9 protein-coding genes are annotated in these 15,013 nt (G+C 62.3%); 7 read left to right on the top strand and 2 right to left on the bottom strand.

Annotated elements, in window-relative coordinates; genetic code table 11:
• Positions 1–75: 75 nt before the first annotated feature.
• Together apbC and B9Z34_RS08105 are read left to right on the top strand one after the other, a co-directional pair.
• Complete coding sequence (gene apbC / locus B9Z34_RS08100) at positions 76–1,164, top strand: iron-sulfur cluster carrier protein ApbC (protein ID WP_108427605.1); 1,089 nt, start codon at positions 76–78, stop codon at positions 1,162–1,164.
• A gap of 115 nt (positions 1,165–1,279) precedes the next feature.
• Positions 1,280–3,676, top strand: a complete 2,397-nt coding sequence (locus B9Z34_RS08105) for a response regulator (RefSeq protein ID WP_146179627.1) — start codon at positions 1,280–1,282, stop codon at positions 3,674–3,676.
• 48 nt (positions 3,677–3,724) lie between these two features.
• Here the strand turns inward: B9Z34_RS08105 and B9Z34_RS08110 are convergent, their stop codons facing one another.
• Together B9Z34_RS08110 and B9Z34_RS08115 are read right to left on the bottom strand one after the other, a co-directional pair.
• Positions 3,725–5,290 carry a benzoate-CoA ligase family protein gene (locus B9Z34_RS08110; protein ID WP_108427607.1) on the bottom strand — a complete coding sequence of 522 codons (1,566 nt, stop codon included), beginning with the start codon at positions 5,288–5,290 and terminating at the stop codon, positions 3,725–3,727.
• A gap of 94 nt (positions 5,291–5,384) precedes the next feature.
• Positions 5,385–6,953 (bottom strand): 3,4-dehydroadipyl-CoA semialdehyde dehydrogenase, encoded by a 1,569-nt coding sequence (locus B9Z34_RS08115; protein ID WP_108427644.1) that lies wholly within the window; start codon positions 6,951–6,953, stop codon positions 5,385–5,387.
• Between the two features lie 209 nt (positions 6,954–7,162).
• Between B9Z34_RS08115 and B9Z34_RS08120 the strand changes: the two genes are divergently transcribed.
• The 5 genes from B9Z34_RS08120 (at position 7,163) to B9Z34_RS08140 (ending at position 14,759) form a co-directional block, all read left to right on the top strand.
• Complete coding sequence (locus B9Z34_RS08120) at positions 7,163–8,077, top strand: helix-turn-helix transcriptional regulator (protein WP_108427608.1); 915 nt, start codon at positions 7,163–7,165, stop codon at positions 8,075–8,077.
• A gap of 157 nt (positions 8,078–8,234) precedes the next feature.
• Positions 8,235–9,893: a 2,3-epoxybenzoyl-CoA dihydrolase gene (boxC, locus tag B9Z34_RS08125; protein ID WP_108427609.1), complete on the top strand. Its 1,659-nt coding sequence runs from the start codon at positions 8,235–8,237 to the stop codon at positions 9,891–9,893.
• A gap of 89 nt (positions 9,894–9,982) precedes the next feature.
• Positions 9,983–11,410 (top strand): benzoyl-CoA 2,3-epoxidase subunit BoxB, encoded by a 1,428-nt coding sequence (gene boxB, locus B9Z34_RS08130; protein ID WP_108427610.1) that lies wholly within the window; start codon positions 9,983–9,985, stop codon positions 11,408–11,410.
• 307 nt (positions 11,411–11,717) lie between these two features.
• A complete protein-coding gene (gene boxA, locus B9Z34_RS08135) occupies positions 11,718–13,034 on the top strand; it encodes a benzoyl-CoA 2,3-epoxidase subunit BoxA (protein ID WP_108427611.1) in 1,317 nt (438 codons plus the stop codon).
• Between the two features lie 6 nt (positions 13,035–13,040).
• On the top strand, positions 13,041–14,759 hold the full coding sequence (locus B9Z34_RS08140) for an NADH-ubiquinone oxidoreductase-F iron-sulfur binding region domain-containing protein (protein WP_108427612.1): 1,719 nt from the start codon (positions 13,041–13,043) through the stop codon (positions 14,757–14,759).
• Positions 14,760–15,013 lie beyond the last annotated feature (254 nt).

Genomic DNA, 15,013 nt, shown 5'->3' on the forward strand with positions numbered 1-15,013 from the left:
TTGTAGGGGAATCGGTGATTTTAGGGTGTACGGGCTGGCTTGTCGGTAAACTCCGGCCCATTCTAGAAAGTGACCATGGCGACCACCGAACAACTCCTGCAGGCCCTTCAAGCCGTCATTGACCCCAACACGGGCAAAGATTTCGTTTCCACCAAAACCCTCAAAAACCTGCAAGTCGAGGGTTCAGATGTGTCCTTTGACGTCGAGCTGGGCTACCCGGCCAAGAGCCAGGTCCCGGCGTTGCGCCAGGCCTTGATTACCGCTGCCAAAGGCGTGCCTGGCGTGGCTAACGTGTCGGCCAACGTGAGCAGCAAAATTGTGGCCCATGCCGCCCAGCGCGGTGTGGCCCTGCTGCCGCAAGTGAAAAACATCGTGGCCGTGGCCTCGGGCAAGGGTGGCGTGGGCAAAAGCACCACCGCCGTCAACCTGGCGCTGGCCTTGGCCGCCGAGGGGGCCAAAGTGGGCCTGCTCGACGCCGACATCTACGGCCCCAGCCAGCCCATGATGATGGGCATCGAAGGCCGCCCCGAGAGCGAAGACGGCCAGACCATGGAGCCGCTGGAGAACTACGGCGTGCAGGTCATGTCGATCGGTTTCCTGGTCAACCCCGACGAAGCCATGATCTGGCGCGGCCCCATGGCCACCCAGGCGCTGGAGCAGCTGCTGCGCCAGACCAACTGGAAAGAACTCGACTATTTGATCGTCGACATGCCCCCCGGCACGGGTGACATCCAGCTGACGCTCAGCCAGCGCGTGCCCATGACCGGCGCGGTGATCGTCACCACCCCGCAGGACATTGCCCTCTTGGACGCCAAAAAAGGCGTGAAGATGTTCGAGAAAGTCGGCGTGCCGATTTTGGGCTTGGTAGAAAACATGGCGGTGCACGTGTGCACCCACTGCGGCCATGTGGAACACATTTTTGGCGCAGATGGCGGCAAAAAAATGTCTGCCGAATACGGCATGGACTACCTGGGCGCACTGCCGCTGGACATGCAAATTCGCCTGCAGGCCGACAGCGGCAAGCCCACCGTGGTCTATGACCCCGATGGCGAAGTGGCCCAGATCTACAAGGTCGTGGCCCGCCAGGTGGCGGTCAAGATCGCGGCCAAAGCCAAGGACTTCTCGTCCAAGTTCCCGACCATCAAGGTCAGCAAGGACACTTGAATGCAGGCCGATAGGGTGACCTGTCGGTCTGGGTGAGCGCGTGGATACCTGCCTTTACCCTTGAATAAAACTTAGGTATTCGTTGCTATCATTCGCTTTGTCATCAGGATACAAAGTGAATGCTCCCAAACGTTTGATCTACTGGATTCACCAGGCTTTGCTGCGCTGGCCCATGGAGTGGCTGGGCGGCGTGTTGATGGTCATGGGGATTTGGGTGGTGGTCTACACCTACCAGTCGAGCGAGGCGATGGTGCAGCAATACGCTGCCGAGAGCGCCCAGACCCATGCCGCTTCGGTCACGCAATTTCGCAATTTCTACACCCAGGAGCTGGTGCCCCGGGCTGTGAAGGGGGGCATGGCCGTCACCCACGATTACCAGTCGCGTGACAACGCCTTGCCGCTGCCCGCCACGCTCACGATCGATTTGGGGCATTACCTGTCCAAGGTCGATGGCGGCACCCGGGTGCGCCTGTACAGCGACCAGCCTTTTCCCTGGCGTGTGGCCGAGCGTTCGCTGGACGATTTCCAGAAACAGGCCCTGCAACACCTCAAGGAAAAACCCAACCAGCCTTTCGTGCGTGAAGAGATCATGAACGGCACCCGGGTGCTGCGTTTTGCGCAAGCCGACCGCATGCTGTCCAGTTGCGTGGCCTGCCATAACAGCTATCCAGGCTCGCCCCGAACCGATTGGCAGGTGGGGGATGTGCGGGGTGCATTGGAAGTGGTGCTGCCTGTTTCGCAGTGGCAGCTGGCCAGCACCGGGGTGCTTAACCGCACCTTCGTGGTTTTGCTGGTGTTGTTGTTGCTGGGCTTTTTGTTGATCTGGTTTTCCGTCAAACGCATCCGCACGGCCTTGATGACCTCACGCCAGTTGTCCAACGAGCGGCAACTGGCGATTCGCCAGCTCAGCGAAGAGATTGCCGAGCGTGAGCAGGTGGAGCGCAATCTGCGCCTGAGCGAGAGCAAGCTGCACAGCATTTTCAAATCGGTGCCCGAGGCGATCGTGGTGGCCGATGCGCAGGGTCACATCGTTCAGTGCAACGATGCCACCGCCGCCATTTTTGACTACCCCATGCAGGCCCTGATGGGTCAGCGCGTGAACATGCTGATGGCCGAATCCGAGCAAGCGCGGCACGACCAGTACATGGCCCGGTACCTGAACACAGGCGAGAAAAAACTGATGAACCAGCCGCGTGTCCTGCAAGGCCGCAGGCGCGATGGCAGTCTGTTCCCGGTGCGCCTGACGATCAGTGAAACCCGACTCGACAACGGGCATTTCTTCATTGGGGTCATGCAGGACTTCACCGCCATCCAGAGCGCCCAGGACCTGCTGGTCGAGGCCAAGGAAAAAGCCGAACAAGCCAACCGCATGCGTGGGGAATTCCTGGCCAACATGAGCCATGAAATCCGCACGCCCATGAATGGCATTGTGGGCATGACCGAGCTGGCGCTGGACACCACCGACACCGAGCGGCAAAGGGAATACCTGGTGCTGGCCCGCGACTCGGCCAACCACTTGCTGCAAATCATCAACGAAATCCTGGACTTTTCCAAAATCGAAGCCAAAGCCCTGGAGCTGGAGTTGCTGGAGGTCAGCCCCGTGCAGCTGGTGCGCCATACCGCCCGCTCCCTGGAGCAACTGGCCCGCGCCAAGGGTGTGGATTTGCGGCTGGAGACCGCCCCCGACATCCCCGAATTGCTATGGATGGACCCGGTGCGCATGCGCCAGGTTCTGACCAACCTGATTGGCAACGCCATTAAATTCACCGACGAGGGCTCGGTCACCGTCAAGACCGAACTGGTGCCCGCAGTCGATGCCAAAACCGTGTTGCTGCGCATCAGCATCATCGACACGGGCATCGGTTTTGACCCCGAACGCACCGAGGCCTTGTTCAGCCCCTTCACCCAGGCCGATGGTTCGGTGACCCGTTCTTTTGGTGGCACGGGCCTGGGGCTGGCCATCACGCGCAGCCTGCTGCAGCTGATGGGCGGCTACATCACGGCCGAGGGGCGGCCCGGTGAAGGCGCGACTTTTGTGGCCACCTTGCCCGCCCGGAAGGTGGAGCAGGCCAGTGCGCAGGCGTTGGTGCCCGCACCTGCCAAAGCACCGGTGCCGCCACCGATCGCCACCGAGGGCGTACCATGTTCGGTGCTTCTCGTGGAAGACCATGAGATCAACCGCAAGCTCGCCGAAATCATGCTGCAGCGCATGGGCTACCGCTACGCGGTGGCCGCAGACGGCCAGCAGGCGCTGGACCTGCTGGCACAAGAGCACTTCGATGTGGTTTTGATGGATGTGATGATGCCTGTGATGGACGGCCTGACCGCCCTGCGAGCCTTGCGTTCACGTGAGGCTGTGAGCGGCTTGCGCACCCCGGTGCTGATGGTCACGGCCCATGCCATGACCGGGGACAAGGAGCGGTTCATCGCGGCGGGGGCCGACGGCTACGTGTCCAAGCCCATGTCGCAAGCGGCTTTGCAAAAAGAGATCTTGCGCGTGCTCAAGCCCTGAGCCAGACACCCGGCTGCCTGCCTTTAGGCTGGCCGGGTGCGCGCAGGTTCAAGCGCCCGTTTTTTCCAGTTCGCGAAGGCGAAAGCGCTGGATCTTGCCCGTGGCGGTCTTGGGCAACTCGGCCACAAAGTCAATGAAGCGCGGGTATTTGTAAGGGGCCAGGCGCTCCTTCACAAAGGCTTTGACTTCGGCTTCGCTCAGGCTCTGGCCCTGTTTCAGCACGATGAAGGCCTTGGTCTTGGTCAGGCCGTCGGTGTCTTCCTTGCCGATCACGGCCGCTTCCAGAATGGCGGGGTGTTGCACCAACGTGGCCTCGACCTCAAAGGGCGAGACGTAAATGCCGCTAACTTTGAGCATGTCGTCGTTGCGGCCCGCGTAGGTGTAGTAGCCGTCGGGGTCGCGGGTGTACTTGTCGCCGCTCTTGGTCCACACGCCCTGGAAGGTGTCACGCGATTTTTCGCGGTTGTTCCAGTACATGAGGGCGCTGCTGGGGCCCTGAATGTAGAGGTCACCGATTTCGTTGTGGCCCGTGACGACGGTGCCGTCTTCGTTGCGCAGCTGCACTTCGTAGCCGGGTACGGGCTTGCCGGTGGTGCCATAGCGCACATCGCCGGGGCGGTTGGACAGGAAGACGTGCAGCATCTCGGTGGAGCCGATGCCGTCGATGATTTCGCAGCCGAAGTGCTGCGTCCAGCGCTCGCCGATGTCGCGCGGCAGCGCTTCACCCGCCGACGAGCACAGGCGCAGTGCGACCTGGCTTTTGGCGGGCAGGTCCGGGCTGGCGAGCATGCCGCCGTAGCCGGTGGGTGCGCCATAAAACACGGTGGGCTGGTGGTCGACCAGGCGCTTGAAGGTGGCTTGTGGGGTGGGGCGCTCGGCCATCAGCACCACCGTGGCCCCCACGCTCAGCGGGAAGGTGAGCGCGTTGCCCAAGCCGTAGGCAAAGAACAGCTTGGCGGCCGAGAACACGGTGTCGCTTTCCTGCAGGTTCAGCACGCCTTGGCCATACAGCTGGGCGGTCCAGTACAGGTTGCCCTGGCTGTGCACTGTGCCCTTGGGCTTGCCCGTGGAGCCGGACGAGTACAGCCAGAAAGCGGGTTCATCGGCCAGAGTCTGGGCCGGCAACACCGGTTGGTTTTGGGCGACAAAGTCGGCCATGTCGAATTGACCCTGTGCCAAGGGGCCTGTGGGGCGCGAGACGACCACCTGGCGCACCTCGGTTTTGACCAGGCCCAAGGCGTTTTGCAAAGTGGGCAGCACGGCGCCCGAAACCAGGGCAGCCTGGGCCCGGCTGTTGCTGAGCATGAAGGCGTAGTCTTCGGCTGTGAGCAAGGTGTTCACCGCGACCGGCACCACGCCCGCATAGAGTGAGCCCAAAAAGGCCACGACCCAGTCGCTGCTGTCTTGCATGAGCAAGAGCACACGCTCTTCGCGCTTGATCCCCATGGCCTGCAGGCCTGCGGCAAAGCGGCGGATCTGCTCGGTCAACTCGCCATAAGTCAATGAGCCGACGTCGTCAATCAGCGCGGTTTTGCCAGCACGACCGACGTTGGTGGCGATCAGGTGCTGAGCAAAGTTGAAGTCGGCGGATGGTGCATTCACGGTGCGTGTCATGTTTGTCTCCTCGGGATGTCTGTGATGTTGTCCAGTTTTTCGGTTCTGGCCATAGGGGTTTTGTAGGAGGCCGCTCCTGCGGCCTCCTGCAGGTTCATAGGGGCAGGGCCACGCCTTGTGCGGCCAGCTGGTCCAGCGCCAGCGCGCTGCCTTGCACGGCGCTGCGGCGGTGGTAGAAGTTCAGGGCCCGCAGCCCGCCGAGCTCTTCGCCACCGCCTGCGCGACCGGGGCCGCCGTGCAGACTCATGGGCATCACGTTGCCGTGGCCGCTATGCAGGGCCGCCACATCGGGCGAAATCGCGTGCACTCGGCCGTGGCTGCTGGCCAGCTCGACCGAGGCTTGCGCGGTGAAGGCCGGGTCTTCGCTGTAGACCGAGCACACCAGCGAGCCTTCGCCGCGGCGGATCATGGCGTAGGCCTCGTCGATGCTGTCGTAAGGCATCAGGGTGGACACGGGGCCGAACACCTCGACCGCGTGCAATACCTTGGCCGTCATGGGCGATTCGGTGCCCAGCAACACCGGGGCCACGCAGGCGCTCGATGCATCTGCATCGACCAGGGTGGTGCTGTTGCCGTCGTACAGCACGGTGGCTTCGGTCTTGAGTTGGGCCAGACCCGCCAGCACGCTGGCTTTCTGTTCCTGGCTGACCAGGGCGCCCATGCGGACGGTTTCATTGCGCGGGTTGCCCACGGTGGTTTTGGCCAGGCGTGCGCCGATCGCTTCGGCCGCCGCCTTGTACAGCGCACGCGGCACAAAAATGCGGCGGATCGCCGTGCACTTCTGGCCCGATTTGACGGTCATCTCGCGGGCCACTTCGGCCACCAGCAGCTTGAAGGCTTCGCTTTCGGCTGTGGCGGCGGGCGAGAGCAGGGCGGAATTCAGGCTGTCGGCTTCGATGTTGCAGCGCACCGACAGCTCACTCACGGCGCGGTGGCTGCGGATGATCTTGCCCGTCTCGGCCGAGCCGGTGAAGCTGACCACGTCAAAGGCCTGCAGCTGGTCCATGAGGCCAGCCGACGAGCCGCAGATGACCGACAGCGCGCCCACGGGCAGCACGCCCGCGTCGACCACGTCCTTGACCATGCGCTGGGTCAGCCAGGCGGTGGCCGTGGCGGGCTTGATGATGACCGGCACGCCTGAGAGCAGGGCGGGCGCGGCTTTTTCCCACAGGCCCCAGCTGGGGAAGTTGAAGGCGTTGATGAACAGCGCCACACCCTGTGTGGGCACCTGGATGTGCTGGGTCTGGAAGGCGGGGTCCTTGGCCATGCGGATGCGCTGGCCGTCCAGCAGCAGCTTGGCATCCCCCAGGGCTGCGCCCTGCTTGGCGAAGTAGCCCAGGGTGAAGAGGGCACCGTCGATGTCCACACCCGAGTCCTTGGCCACGGTGCCGCTGTTGGCGGTGGCAATCTCGTAGTAGGCGTCGCGGTTGGCCTGCAGCACTTCCACGATTTGGGTGAGCAATGCGGCGCGCTGGCCGTAGCTCAGGGCGCGCAGTGCCGAGCCGCCTTGTTCGCGGGCAAAGGCAAAGCCTTCGGCCAGGTCGATGCCGCTGCTGGACACGCGGGCCAGTTCGGTGCCCAGCACCGGGTCAAACAGGGGCGTGCCTGCGCCGGTGCCGGTTTGCCAGCGGCCTGCGAAGAAGTTGGGAAGCAATGTGTTCATGTGTGTGGCTTTCAAAAATTCGTGGTCAGGCGGTGGATTCGCATGCGCCGACAGGGGCATATCGGAAAAAAACTGTTCTTGCAGCCCGGTTGGCGGTATAAACAGCGGTTGATGCACTATTGTGCTTGCCCGTTAGTATGCATTAAAGTGCATGTTTTGGGTTTGTTGAAATTTAAGGGTTTTCCCTTGTCTGTGATCAAAGGTTGAGCATGACATCTCAAGAGTCCACCTTGATGGAGCCGTCCGAGCCCGAAACCCGGCGCAGTCCTTTTCTGGAAGCGCTGGGCGAGCGCGTGCGCACTTTGCGCTCGCGCAAAGGCATGACGCGCCGCGCCGTGGCGGTGGCGGCCGATGTGTCCGAGCGGCATCTGGCCAACCTCGAATACGGCACGGGCAATGTGTCGGTGCTGGTGCTCCTGCAGGTGGCGCAGGCCCTGCAATGCTCGCTGGCCGAGCTGCTGGGCGATGTGACCACCACCTCGCCCGAGTGGCTGCTGATCCGCGAGTTGCTCTCCAAACGCAGTGAGGCCGATTTGCGCCGTGCGCGTGTGCAGCTGAGCGACATGTTTGGCGAGGGTGGCAACGCGCAAGAGCGCAAGAACCGCATCGCCCTCATTGGCTTGCGCGGCGCGGGCAAGACCTCGTTGGGCCAGCGCCTGGCCGATGACCTGGGCTTTCCCTTCATTGAACTGAGCCGCGAGATCGAGCAGTTTGCCGGTTGCCAGATCAGCGAAATCCACAACCTGTATGGCGCCAACGCCTACCGCCGCTACGAGCGCCGCGCTCTCGAGGAAGCTATCCAGATCTATCCCGAAGTGGTGATCGCCACGCCCGGTGGTTTGGTGTCGGACTCGGCCAATTTCAACCTGCTGTTGTCGCATTGCACGACCGTGTGGCTGCAGGCCGATGCGGCCGACCACATGGGGCGCGTGGCCGCACAAGGCGACATGCGCCCGATGGCGGCCAGCCGCGAGGCGATGGAAGACCTCAAGCGCATTCTGGAGGGGCGCTCGGCCTTCTATTCCAAAGCCGATCTGGCCATCAACACCAGTGGGCGCACCGAAGACCAGGCCTTCCAGGCTTTGCGTACTTCGGTTCGCCAGCATTTGACCTTGGTGTCTTGAGGGGATGCAGAAAACTTCATTTCCTAGGGTAAACACTGATGAAATGAATTAAAGTGCATGTTGCCAGTCGGATAAACATGCATTAAACTGCCATACAACATGCACTGAAATGCATTTTTTGACGTCCATCAACCCTTCTACACCGACGGAGACAGCCATGAGCACTTCCCTTCAGGTCAATTACCAGACCAGCCCAGCCGAGTACAAGCACATCCAATTGGCCTTTGAGGGCGAGATCGCGACCTTGTCGATCAACATCAACGAAGACGCCGGCATCCGCCCTGGCTACAAACTCAAGCTCAACAGCTACGACCTGGGTGTGGACATCGAGCTGCACGACGCGCTGCAGCGCATCCGCTTTGAGCACCCTGAAGTGCGCACCGTGGTGGTGACCAGCCTGAAAGACCGCGTGTTCTGCTCTGGCGCCAACATCTTCATGTTGGGTGTCTCGACCCACGGCTGGAAAGTGAACTTCTGCAAGTTCACCAACGAAACCCGCAACGGCATCGAAGACTCCAGCAAGCACGACGGCCTGAAATTCGTTGCCGCCCTGAACGGCGCTTGCGCAGGTGGTGGCTACGAGCTGGCCCTGGCTTGCGACGACATTGTGTTGGTGGACGACCGCTCGTCTGCCGTGTCTTTGCCCGAAGTGCCCCTGCTGGGCGTGCTGCCCGGTACCGGCGGTCTGACCCGCGTGACCGACAAGCGCCATGTGCGCCACGACCTGGCCGACATCTTCTGCACCAGTGTCGAAGGTGTGCGCGGCCAGAAGGCCGTGGACTGGCGCTTGGTCGATGCGATTGCCAAGCCCGCTGCCTTCAAGGAAGTGGTCAAAGAGCGCGCCACCAAGCTGGCCGCTGGCAGCATCCGCCCCGTGGGCGCCAAAGGTGTGACCCTCACACCGATCAACCGCACCATCGCGGCTGACAGCCTGAGCTACACCAATGTGTCGGTGGACATCGACCGCGCCAAGCGCATCGCCACCTTCACCGTCAAGGCGCCCGCCACGGCCCAGCCTACCGACATCGCCGGCATCGAAGCCGCAGGCGTGAACTGGTGGCCACTGCAGATGGTGCGTGAACTCGACGACGCCATCCTGCACATGCGCACCAACGAACTCGACATTGGCACCTGGGTCATCAAGACTTCAGGCGACGCTGCCGCGGTGCTGGCCTCCGACGCCACCATGCTGGCGAACAAAGACCACTGGTTTGTGCGTGAAACCATCGGCCACCTGCGCCGCACCCTGGCCCGCATGGACGTGACCTCCCGCAGCCTGTTCGCCCTGATCGAAGAGGGGACATGTTTTGTCGGCACACTGGCTGAGCTGGCTTTCTGCGCCGACCGCGCCTACATGCTGGCATTGCCCGACGATGCCGCCAAGGCCCCCAAGATCCAGCTGAACGAAATGAACTTCGGTTTCTTCCCCATGGTCAACGACCAGACCCGCCTGCAGCGCCGCTTCTACGAAGAAGCGCCCGCCATGGAAGCCGCACGCGGCGCCATCGGCAAGGCCTTGGACGCTGATGCTGCACTGGCCCTGGGCTTGGTGACTGCCGCGCCTGACGACATCGACTGGGCCGACGAGATCCGTCTGGCCCTGGAAGAGCGTTCGTCCATGTCGCCTGACGCCTTGACCGGTCTGGAAGCCAACCTGCGTTTCGCTCAGCAAGAGAACATGCTGACCCGCATCTTCGGCCGCTTGACCGCCTGGCAGAACTGGATCTTCCAGCGCCCCAACGCCGTTGGCGAAAAAGGTGCCCTGAAGGTCTACGGCAAAGGCGAAAAAGTCAGCTTCGACCTGAACCGCGTTTGATGTTTTGACGTTGTGCAGCGTGGTTCCCGGTGGTCCGCGCTGCAACCGAAATTTGACCCCACCGTTGCTTTAATTTTCTGGAGACTCTCATGTCCGGTATCAACTACAGCGAAAAAATCCCCAACAACGTCAACCTGTCGGAAGACCGCACGCTGCAACGCGCCTTGGAGCAGTGGCAGCCCAACTTCATCAACTGGTGGGACGACATGGGCCCCGAGGGCTCGACCGACATGGACGTGTACCTGCGCACGGCCGTGAGCGTGGACCCGCAAGGCTGGGCCCAGTTTGGCCACGTCAAGATGCGCGACTACCGTTGGGGCGTGTTCCTCAACCCCGGCGAGCAAGACCGCAAGATCCACTTCGGTGACCACATCGGCGAGAAAGCCTGGCAAGACGTGCCTGGCGAACACCGCGCCAACCTGCGTCGCATCATTGTGACCCAAGGCGACACCGAGCCCGCATCGGTCGAGCAGCAGCGTCACCTGGGCCTGACTGCGCCCAGCATGTACGACCTGCGCAACCTGTTCCAGATCAACGTCGAAGAAGGCCGCCACCTGTGGGCCATGGTGTACCTGCTGCACAAATACTTCGGCAAGGACGGCCGTGAAGAAGCCGACGCCCTGCTGCAGCGCAACAGCGGCAACGAAGACAACCCCCGCATCCTGCAGGCCTTCAACGAGAAGACCCCTGACTGGTTGTCCTTCTTCATGTTCACTTACTTCACCGACCGTGACGGCAAGTTCCAGCTGTGCGCCCTGGCCGAGTCGGCATTCGACCCATTGGCCCGCACCACCAAGTTCATGCTGACTGAAGAAGCCCACCACATGTTCGTGGGCGAGTCCGGCGTGAGCCGCACCATCCAGCGCACCGTGGACGTGATGAATCAGCTCAAGACCGACGACGTGGCCAAGCTGCGCGCCGCTGGTGTGATCGACCTGCCGACGATCCAGCGTTACATCAACTTCCACTTCTCGGTGACCATCGACCTGTTCGGTGCCGACCAGTCGTCCAACGCCGCCACCTTCTACAGCTCGGGCCTGAAAGGCCGATACGAAGAAGGCAAGCGCACCGACGACCACGTCTTGAAGGGCAACAGCTACAAGATCCTGTCGGTCGAAGACGGCAAGCTGGTCGAGAAAGAAGTGCCGATGCTCAACGCTTTGAACGAAGTGCTGCGCGACGACTACATCACCGATTCCAAAGGCGGTATCGAGCGCTGGAACCGTGTGATCGAGAAGGCTGGTATCCAGTACAAGTTGACCGCTCCGCACAAAGCGTTCCACCGCAACATCGGCTCTTTGTCTGGCGCCAAGATCACGCCCGACGGCCGTGTGGTGACCGATGCCGAGTGGATGGCCAAAGTGGGCGAGTGGCTGCCGACCAACGAAGACCGCGCCTATGTGGCCAGCCTGATGGGCCGTGTCGTCGAGCCCGGCAAGTTCGCCAACTGGATCGCGCCACCTGTCATGGGCATCAACCGTCAGCCCGTGGACTTTGATTACGTTCGCTTCAACTGATGTTCTGATTTGACTGCTGCCCCTGCTTTGTTGCGGGGGTGGCAGTTGACAGAGAAAGGGGCGGGTTCCTCATACGGGGTACCGGAAAATCGTCACCCGCCCCTTCCTCTGTCAACTGCATGGTGTGCGCAAAGCACACCTGATGCCGTTAGACTGCCTTGTCTGCAAAGGCGATGAGCGGCGGTATGGCTTGGGGCCGGGCACCGATTTTTCGGTACCCCGTATGAGGTGCCCGGCCCCAAGCCATAGCGTCGCGGACCCAGCAGACCCAAAACAAAAGCCGAAGACACAACAAGAGAGCCAAGACATGAGCACAGAAGCGACCTTGATCAAACAACACCTCATCGACCCGGAAATCTGCATCCGCTGCAACACCTGCGAAGCGATCTGCCCGGTCGGCGCCATCACCCACGACTCGCTCAACTACGTGGTCAAGGCCGACATCTGCAACCTCTGCATGGACTGCATCTCGCCATGCCCCACCGGCTCTATCGACAACTGGCGCATGATGCCTAAGGCCAAGGCCTACAGCATTGAAGAACAACTCAAGTGGGACGTGCTGCCTGCGGAGCTGAGCGCTGAAGAACTCGCTGCAGCTGGTGGCGGCGATGCGGGTGCTGCTCAGGAAGAAGCCCAAGCCGCTGTTCAAGCTGCAGCCTCCTCATCGGCATCGGCGGCCACAACCGCCGCAGCCACGGGTTTTAACTCGGCCCAGTTCGGCGCGACCATCCCCCCTTGGTCGGCCGCCCATGCCTACACCAACCTGTATGGCCCCAAGGCCGCCGAGAAAACCATCACCGCCACTGTCACCGGCAACCTGCGCGTGACCGAAGTCGGTCAACAAGACGGCCAGCAAGACTACGACACCCACCACATCGTGCTCGACTTTGGCAGCATGCCTTTCCCGGTGCTCGAAGGCCAGTCGATCGGCATCATCCCGCCCGGTGTGGATGCCAAAGGCAAGCCCCACCATGCGCGCCAGTACTCGATCGCCAGCCCCCGTAATGGCGAGCGTCCCGGCCACAACAACCTGTCGCTGACCATCAAGCGCGTGCTCGAAGACCACGACGGAAAACCTGTGCGCGGCGTCGGCTCCAACTACATGTGCGACTTGAAGGTCGGTGACAAGGTGCAGGTGATCGGGCCGTTTGGCGCGAGCTTCCTGATGCCCAACCACCCCAAGAGCAACATTGTCATGATCTGCACTGGCACGGGCTCGGCCCCCATGCGCGCCATGACCGAATGGCGTCGTCGCCTGCGCGCCAGCGGCAAGTTCGAGGGTGGCAAACTGATGCTGTTCTTTGGTGCCCGCACGCCTGCTGAGCTGCCGTACTTTGGTCCGCTTAACAACCTGCCCAAAGACTTCATCGACATCGAATTCGCCTTCTCGCGTGAAGTCGGCAAGCCCAAGCGCTATGTGCAGGACGCCATGCGCGAACGCGCGGCCGACCTCGCGGCCCAGCTCAAGGACCCGAACACCTGTTTCTATGTGTGTGGCTTGAAGAGCATGGAAGAGGGCGTGGTCATGGCCTTGCGTGACATCGCACAGAACGCCGGACTCGATTGGGATACCGTGGGCGCGGCGCTCAAAATAGAAGGCCGTTTGCATCTCGAAACCTACTGATCCCGCATGGCGAACGCTACCCACATTGGCCTGGAACAGGTTCGCCAGCAACTGCGCCAACCGCGTTCGCAGCTCAAAGGCCGTCAGGCCAGCGATGAAGCGCGCGCCCAGGTGCGCGCCCTGATCGGCGCACCGCCCGCAGACGGTCACCGCCGGGATCTGCTGATCGAGCACCTGCATGTGCTCAACGACCATTTCTATGGTCTGTTCGAGCGCCACATCGTGGCGCTGGCGGCCGAGATGCGCTTGCCCGTGGTCGAGGTGTTCGAGGTGGCGTCGTTCTACCACCACTTCGAGATCCTGAAAGACGACGCCACCGCCCCGCGCATCACCGTGCGGGTGTGCGACAGCCTGAGCTGCAGCTTGGCCGGCAGCGACGGTTTGCTGCGCCAGTTGCAACGCGAGCTGCTGGATGTGAAAGTGGTGCCCGTGCCGTGCCTGGGTCGCTGCGAGCAGGCACCGGCCGCTCAGGTGGGCCAGCAGGCCGTGGCGCAGGCCACGCTGCAGGTCGTGACCGAGCGCGTGGCGGCGCAGCAGACCGCACCGAACCCACTGCCCGAAGCCACGCGCTTGGCGGCTTACCGGCAGGCGGGCGGCTACCAGCTGGCGCTGCAGGTCGCGGCGGGCTTGAAGGATCACGAATCGGTCATCCAGTGCCTGGAGTCATCGGGCTTGCGCGGTTTGGGCGGCGCGGGTTTCCCGGCCGGGCGCAAATGGCGCATCGTGCGCAGCCAGCCCGGCCCGCGCCTGATGGCGGTGAACATCGACGAAGGCGAGCCCGGCACCTTCAAGGACCGCACCTGTCTGGAGGCCGATCCGCACCGCTTTCTGGAAGGCGTGCTGATCGCGGCCAGCGTGGTCGGCTGCGAAGCGGTCTACATCTACCTGCGCGACGAATACCACGAGGCCCGTGTCTTGCTCACGGAAGAACTCGCGGCGCTGAAATTGAACCCGCCATGCGTACTGCCGCACATTGAGTTGCGCCGCGGCGCGGGGGCCTATATCTGCGGCGAAGAGTCGGCCATGATCGAGAGCATCGAGGGAAAACGCGGCGAGCCGCGCCTGCGCCCGCCCTACATCGCCGAGGTGGGCCTGTTTGGTCGCCCGACCCTGGAGCACAACTTTGAGACGCTGTACTGGATTCGCGAGCTGATCGAACAAGGCGCGGACAGCTTTGCATCATATGGGCGTCATGGCCGCAAAGGCCTGAGGCGCTTTAGCGTGAGCGGGCGCGTGAAGCAGCCGGGTGTCAAGCTCGCGCCTGCGGGCATCACCCTGCGCGAACTGGTGGATGAACACTGCGGCGGCATGGCCGAGGGGCACACGCTCTACGCCTATTTGCCCGGTGGGGCCAGCGGCGGCATTTTGCCCGCGCGCCTGGCCGATGTGCCGCTGGACTTTGACACGCTGCAGCCGCATGGTTGTTTCATCGGCTCGGCCGCCGTGATGGTGCTCAGCCAACACGACAGCGCCCGCGAAGCGGCCCTGAACGTGATGCGCTTTTTTGCACACGAAAGCTGCGGCCAATGCACGCCTTGCCGTGTGGGCACCGACAAGGCCGCACAACTCATGGCCGCCCCCGTGTGGGATGCCGATACCCTGCAAGACCTGGCGCAGGTCATGGGCGACGCGTCGATTTGTGGCCTGGGCCAGGCCGCACCCAACCCGATCCGGTGTGTGCTCGATTACTTTCCGCACGAAGTGGCTGTGGAGGTGAAAACATGAATGCGTGTGATTTGTCATCCTCGGGCTTGACCCGAGGATCCAGCGTTCTGAAGACATGGATGCCCGATCAAGTCGGGCATGATAGTTTCGCAGTGGTCGGGCGTGCCTATCTTTCTGTCATACCCGCGAAGGCGGGTATCCATGTCTCTGTTGTACCCGAGAAGGCGGATATCCATGTCTCTGTCATACCCGCGCACGCGGGTATCCATGCACGCAAACCATGGATGCCCGATCAAGTCGGGCATGACAGCTTT

The organism is Limnohabitans sp. Hippo3 (genome assembly GCF_003063665.1).
Taxonomy (GTDB): Bacteria; Pseudomonadota; Gammaproteobacteria; order Burkholderiales; family Burkholderiaceae_C; genus Limnohabitans_A.

Coding starts and splice junctions, on each gene's coding strand:
- apbC (WP_108427605.1), top strand. CDS start 76: ATGGCGACCACCGAACAACTCCTGCAGGCCCTTCAAGCCGTCATTGAC.
- B9Z34_RS08110 (WP_108427607.1), bottom strand. CDS start 5,290: ATGACACGCACCGTGAATGCACCATCCGCCGACTTCAACTTTGCTCAG.
- B9Z34_RS08115 (WP_108427644.1), bottom strand. CDS start 6,953: ATGAACACATTGCTTCCCAACTTCTTCGCAGGCCGCTGGCAAACCGGC.
- B9Z34_RS08120 (WP_108427608.1), top strand. CDS start 7,163: ATGACATCTCAAGAGTCCACCTTGATGGAGCCGTCCGAGCCCGAAACC.
- boxC (WP_108427609.1), top strand. CDS start 8,235: ATGAGCACTTCCCTTCAGGTCAATTACCAGACCAGCCCAGCCGAGTAC.
- boxB (WP_108427610.1), top strand. CDS start 9,983: ATGTCCGGTATCAACTACAGCGAAAAAATCCCCAACAACGTCAACCTG.
- boxA (WP_108427611.1), top strand. CDS start 11,718: ATGAGCACAGAAGCGACCTTGATCAAACAACACCTCATCGACCCGGAA.
- B9Z34_RS08140 (WP_108427612.1), top strand. CDS start 13,041: ATGGCGAACGCTACCCACATTGGCCTGGAACAGGTTCGCCAGCAACTG.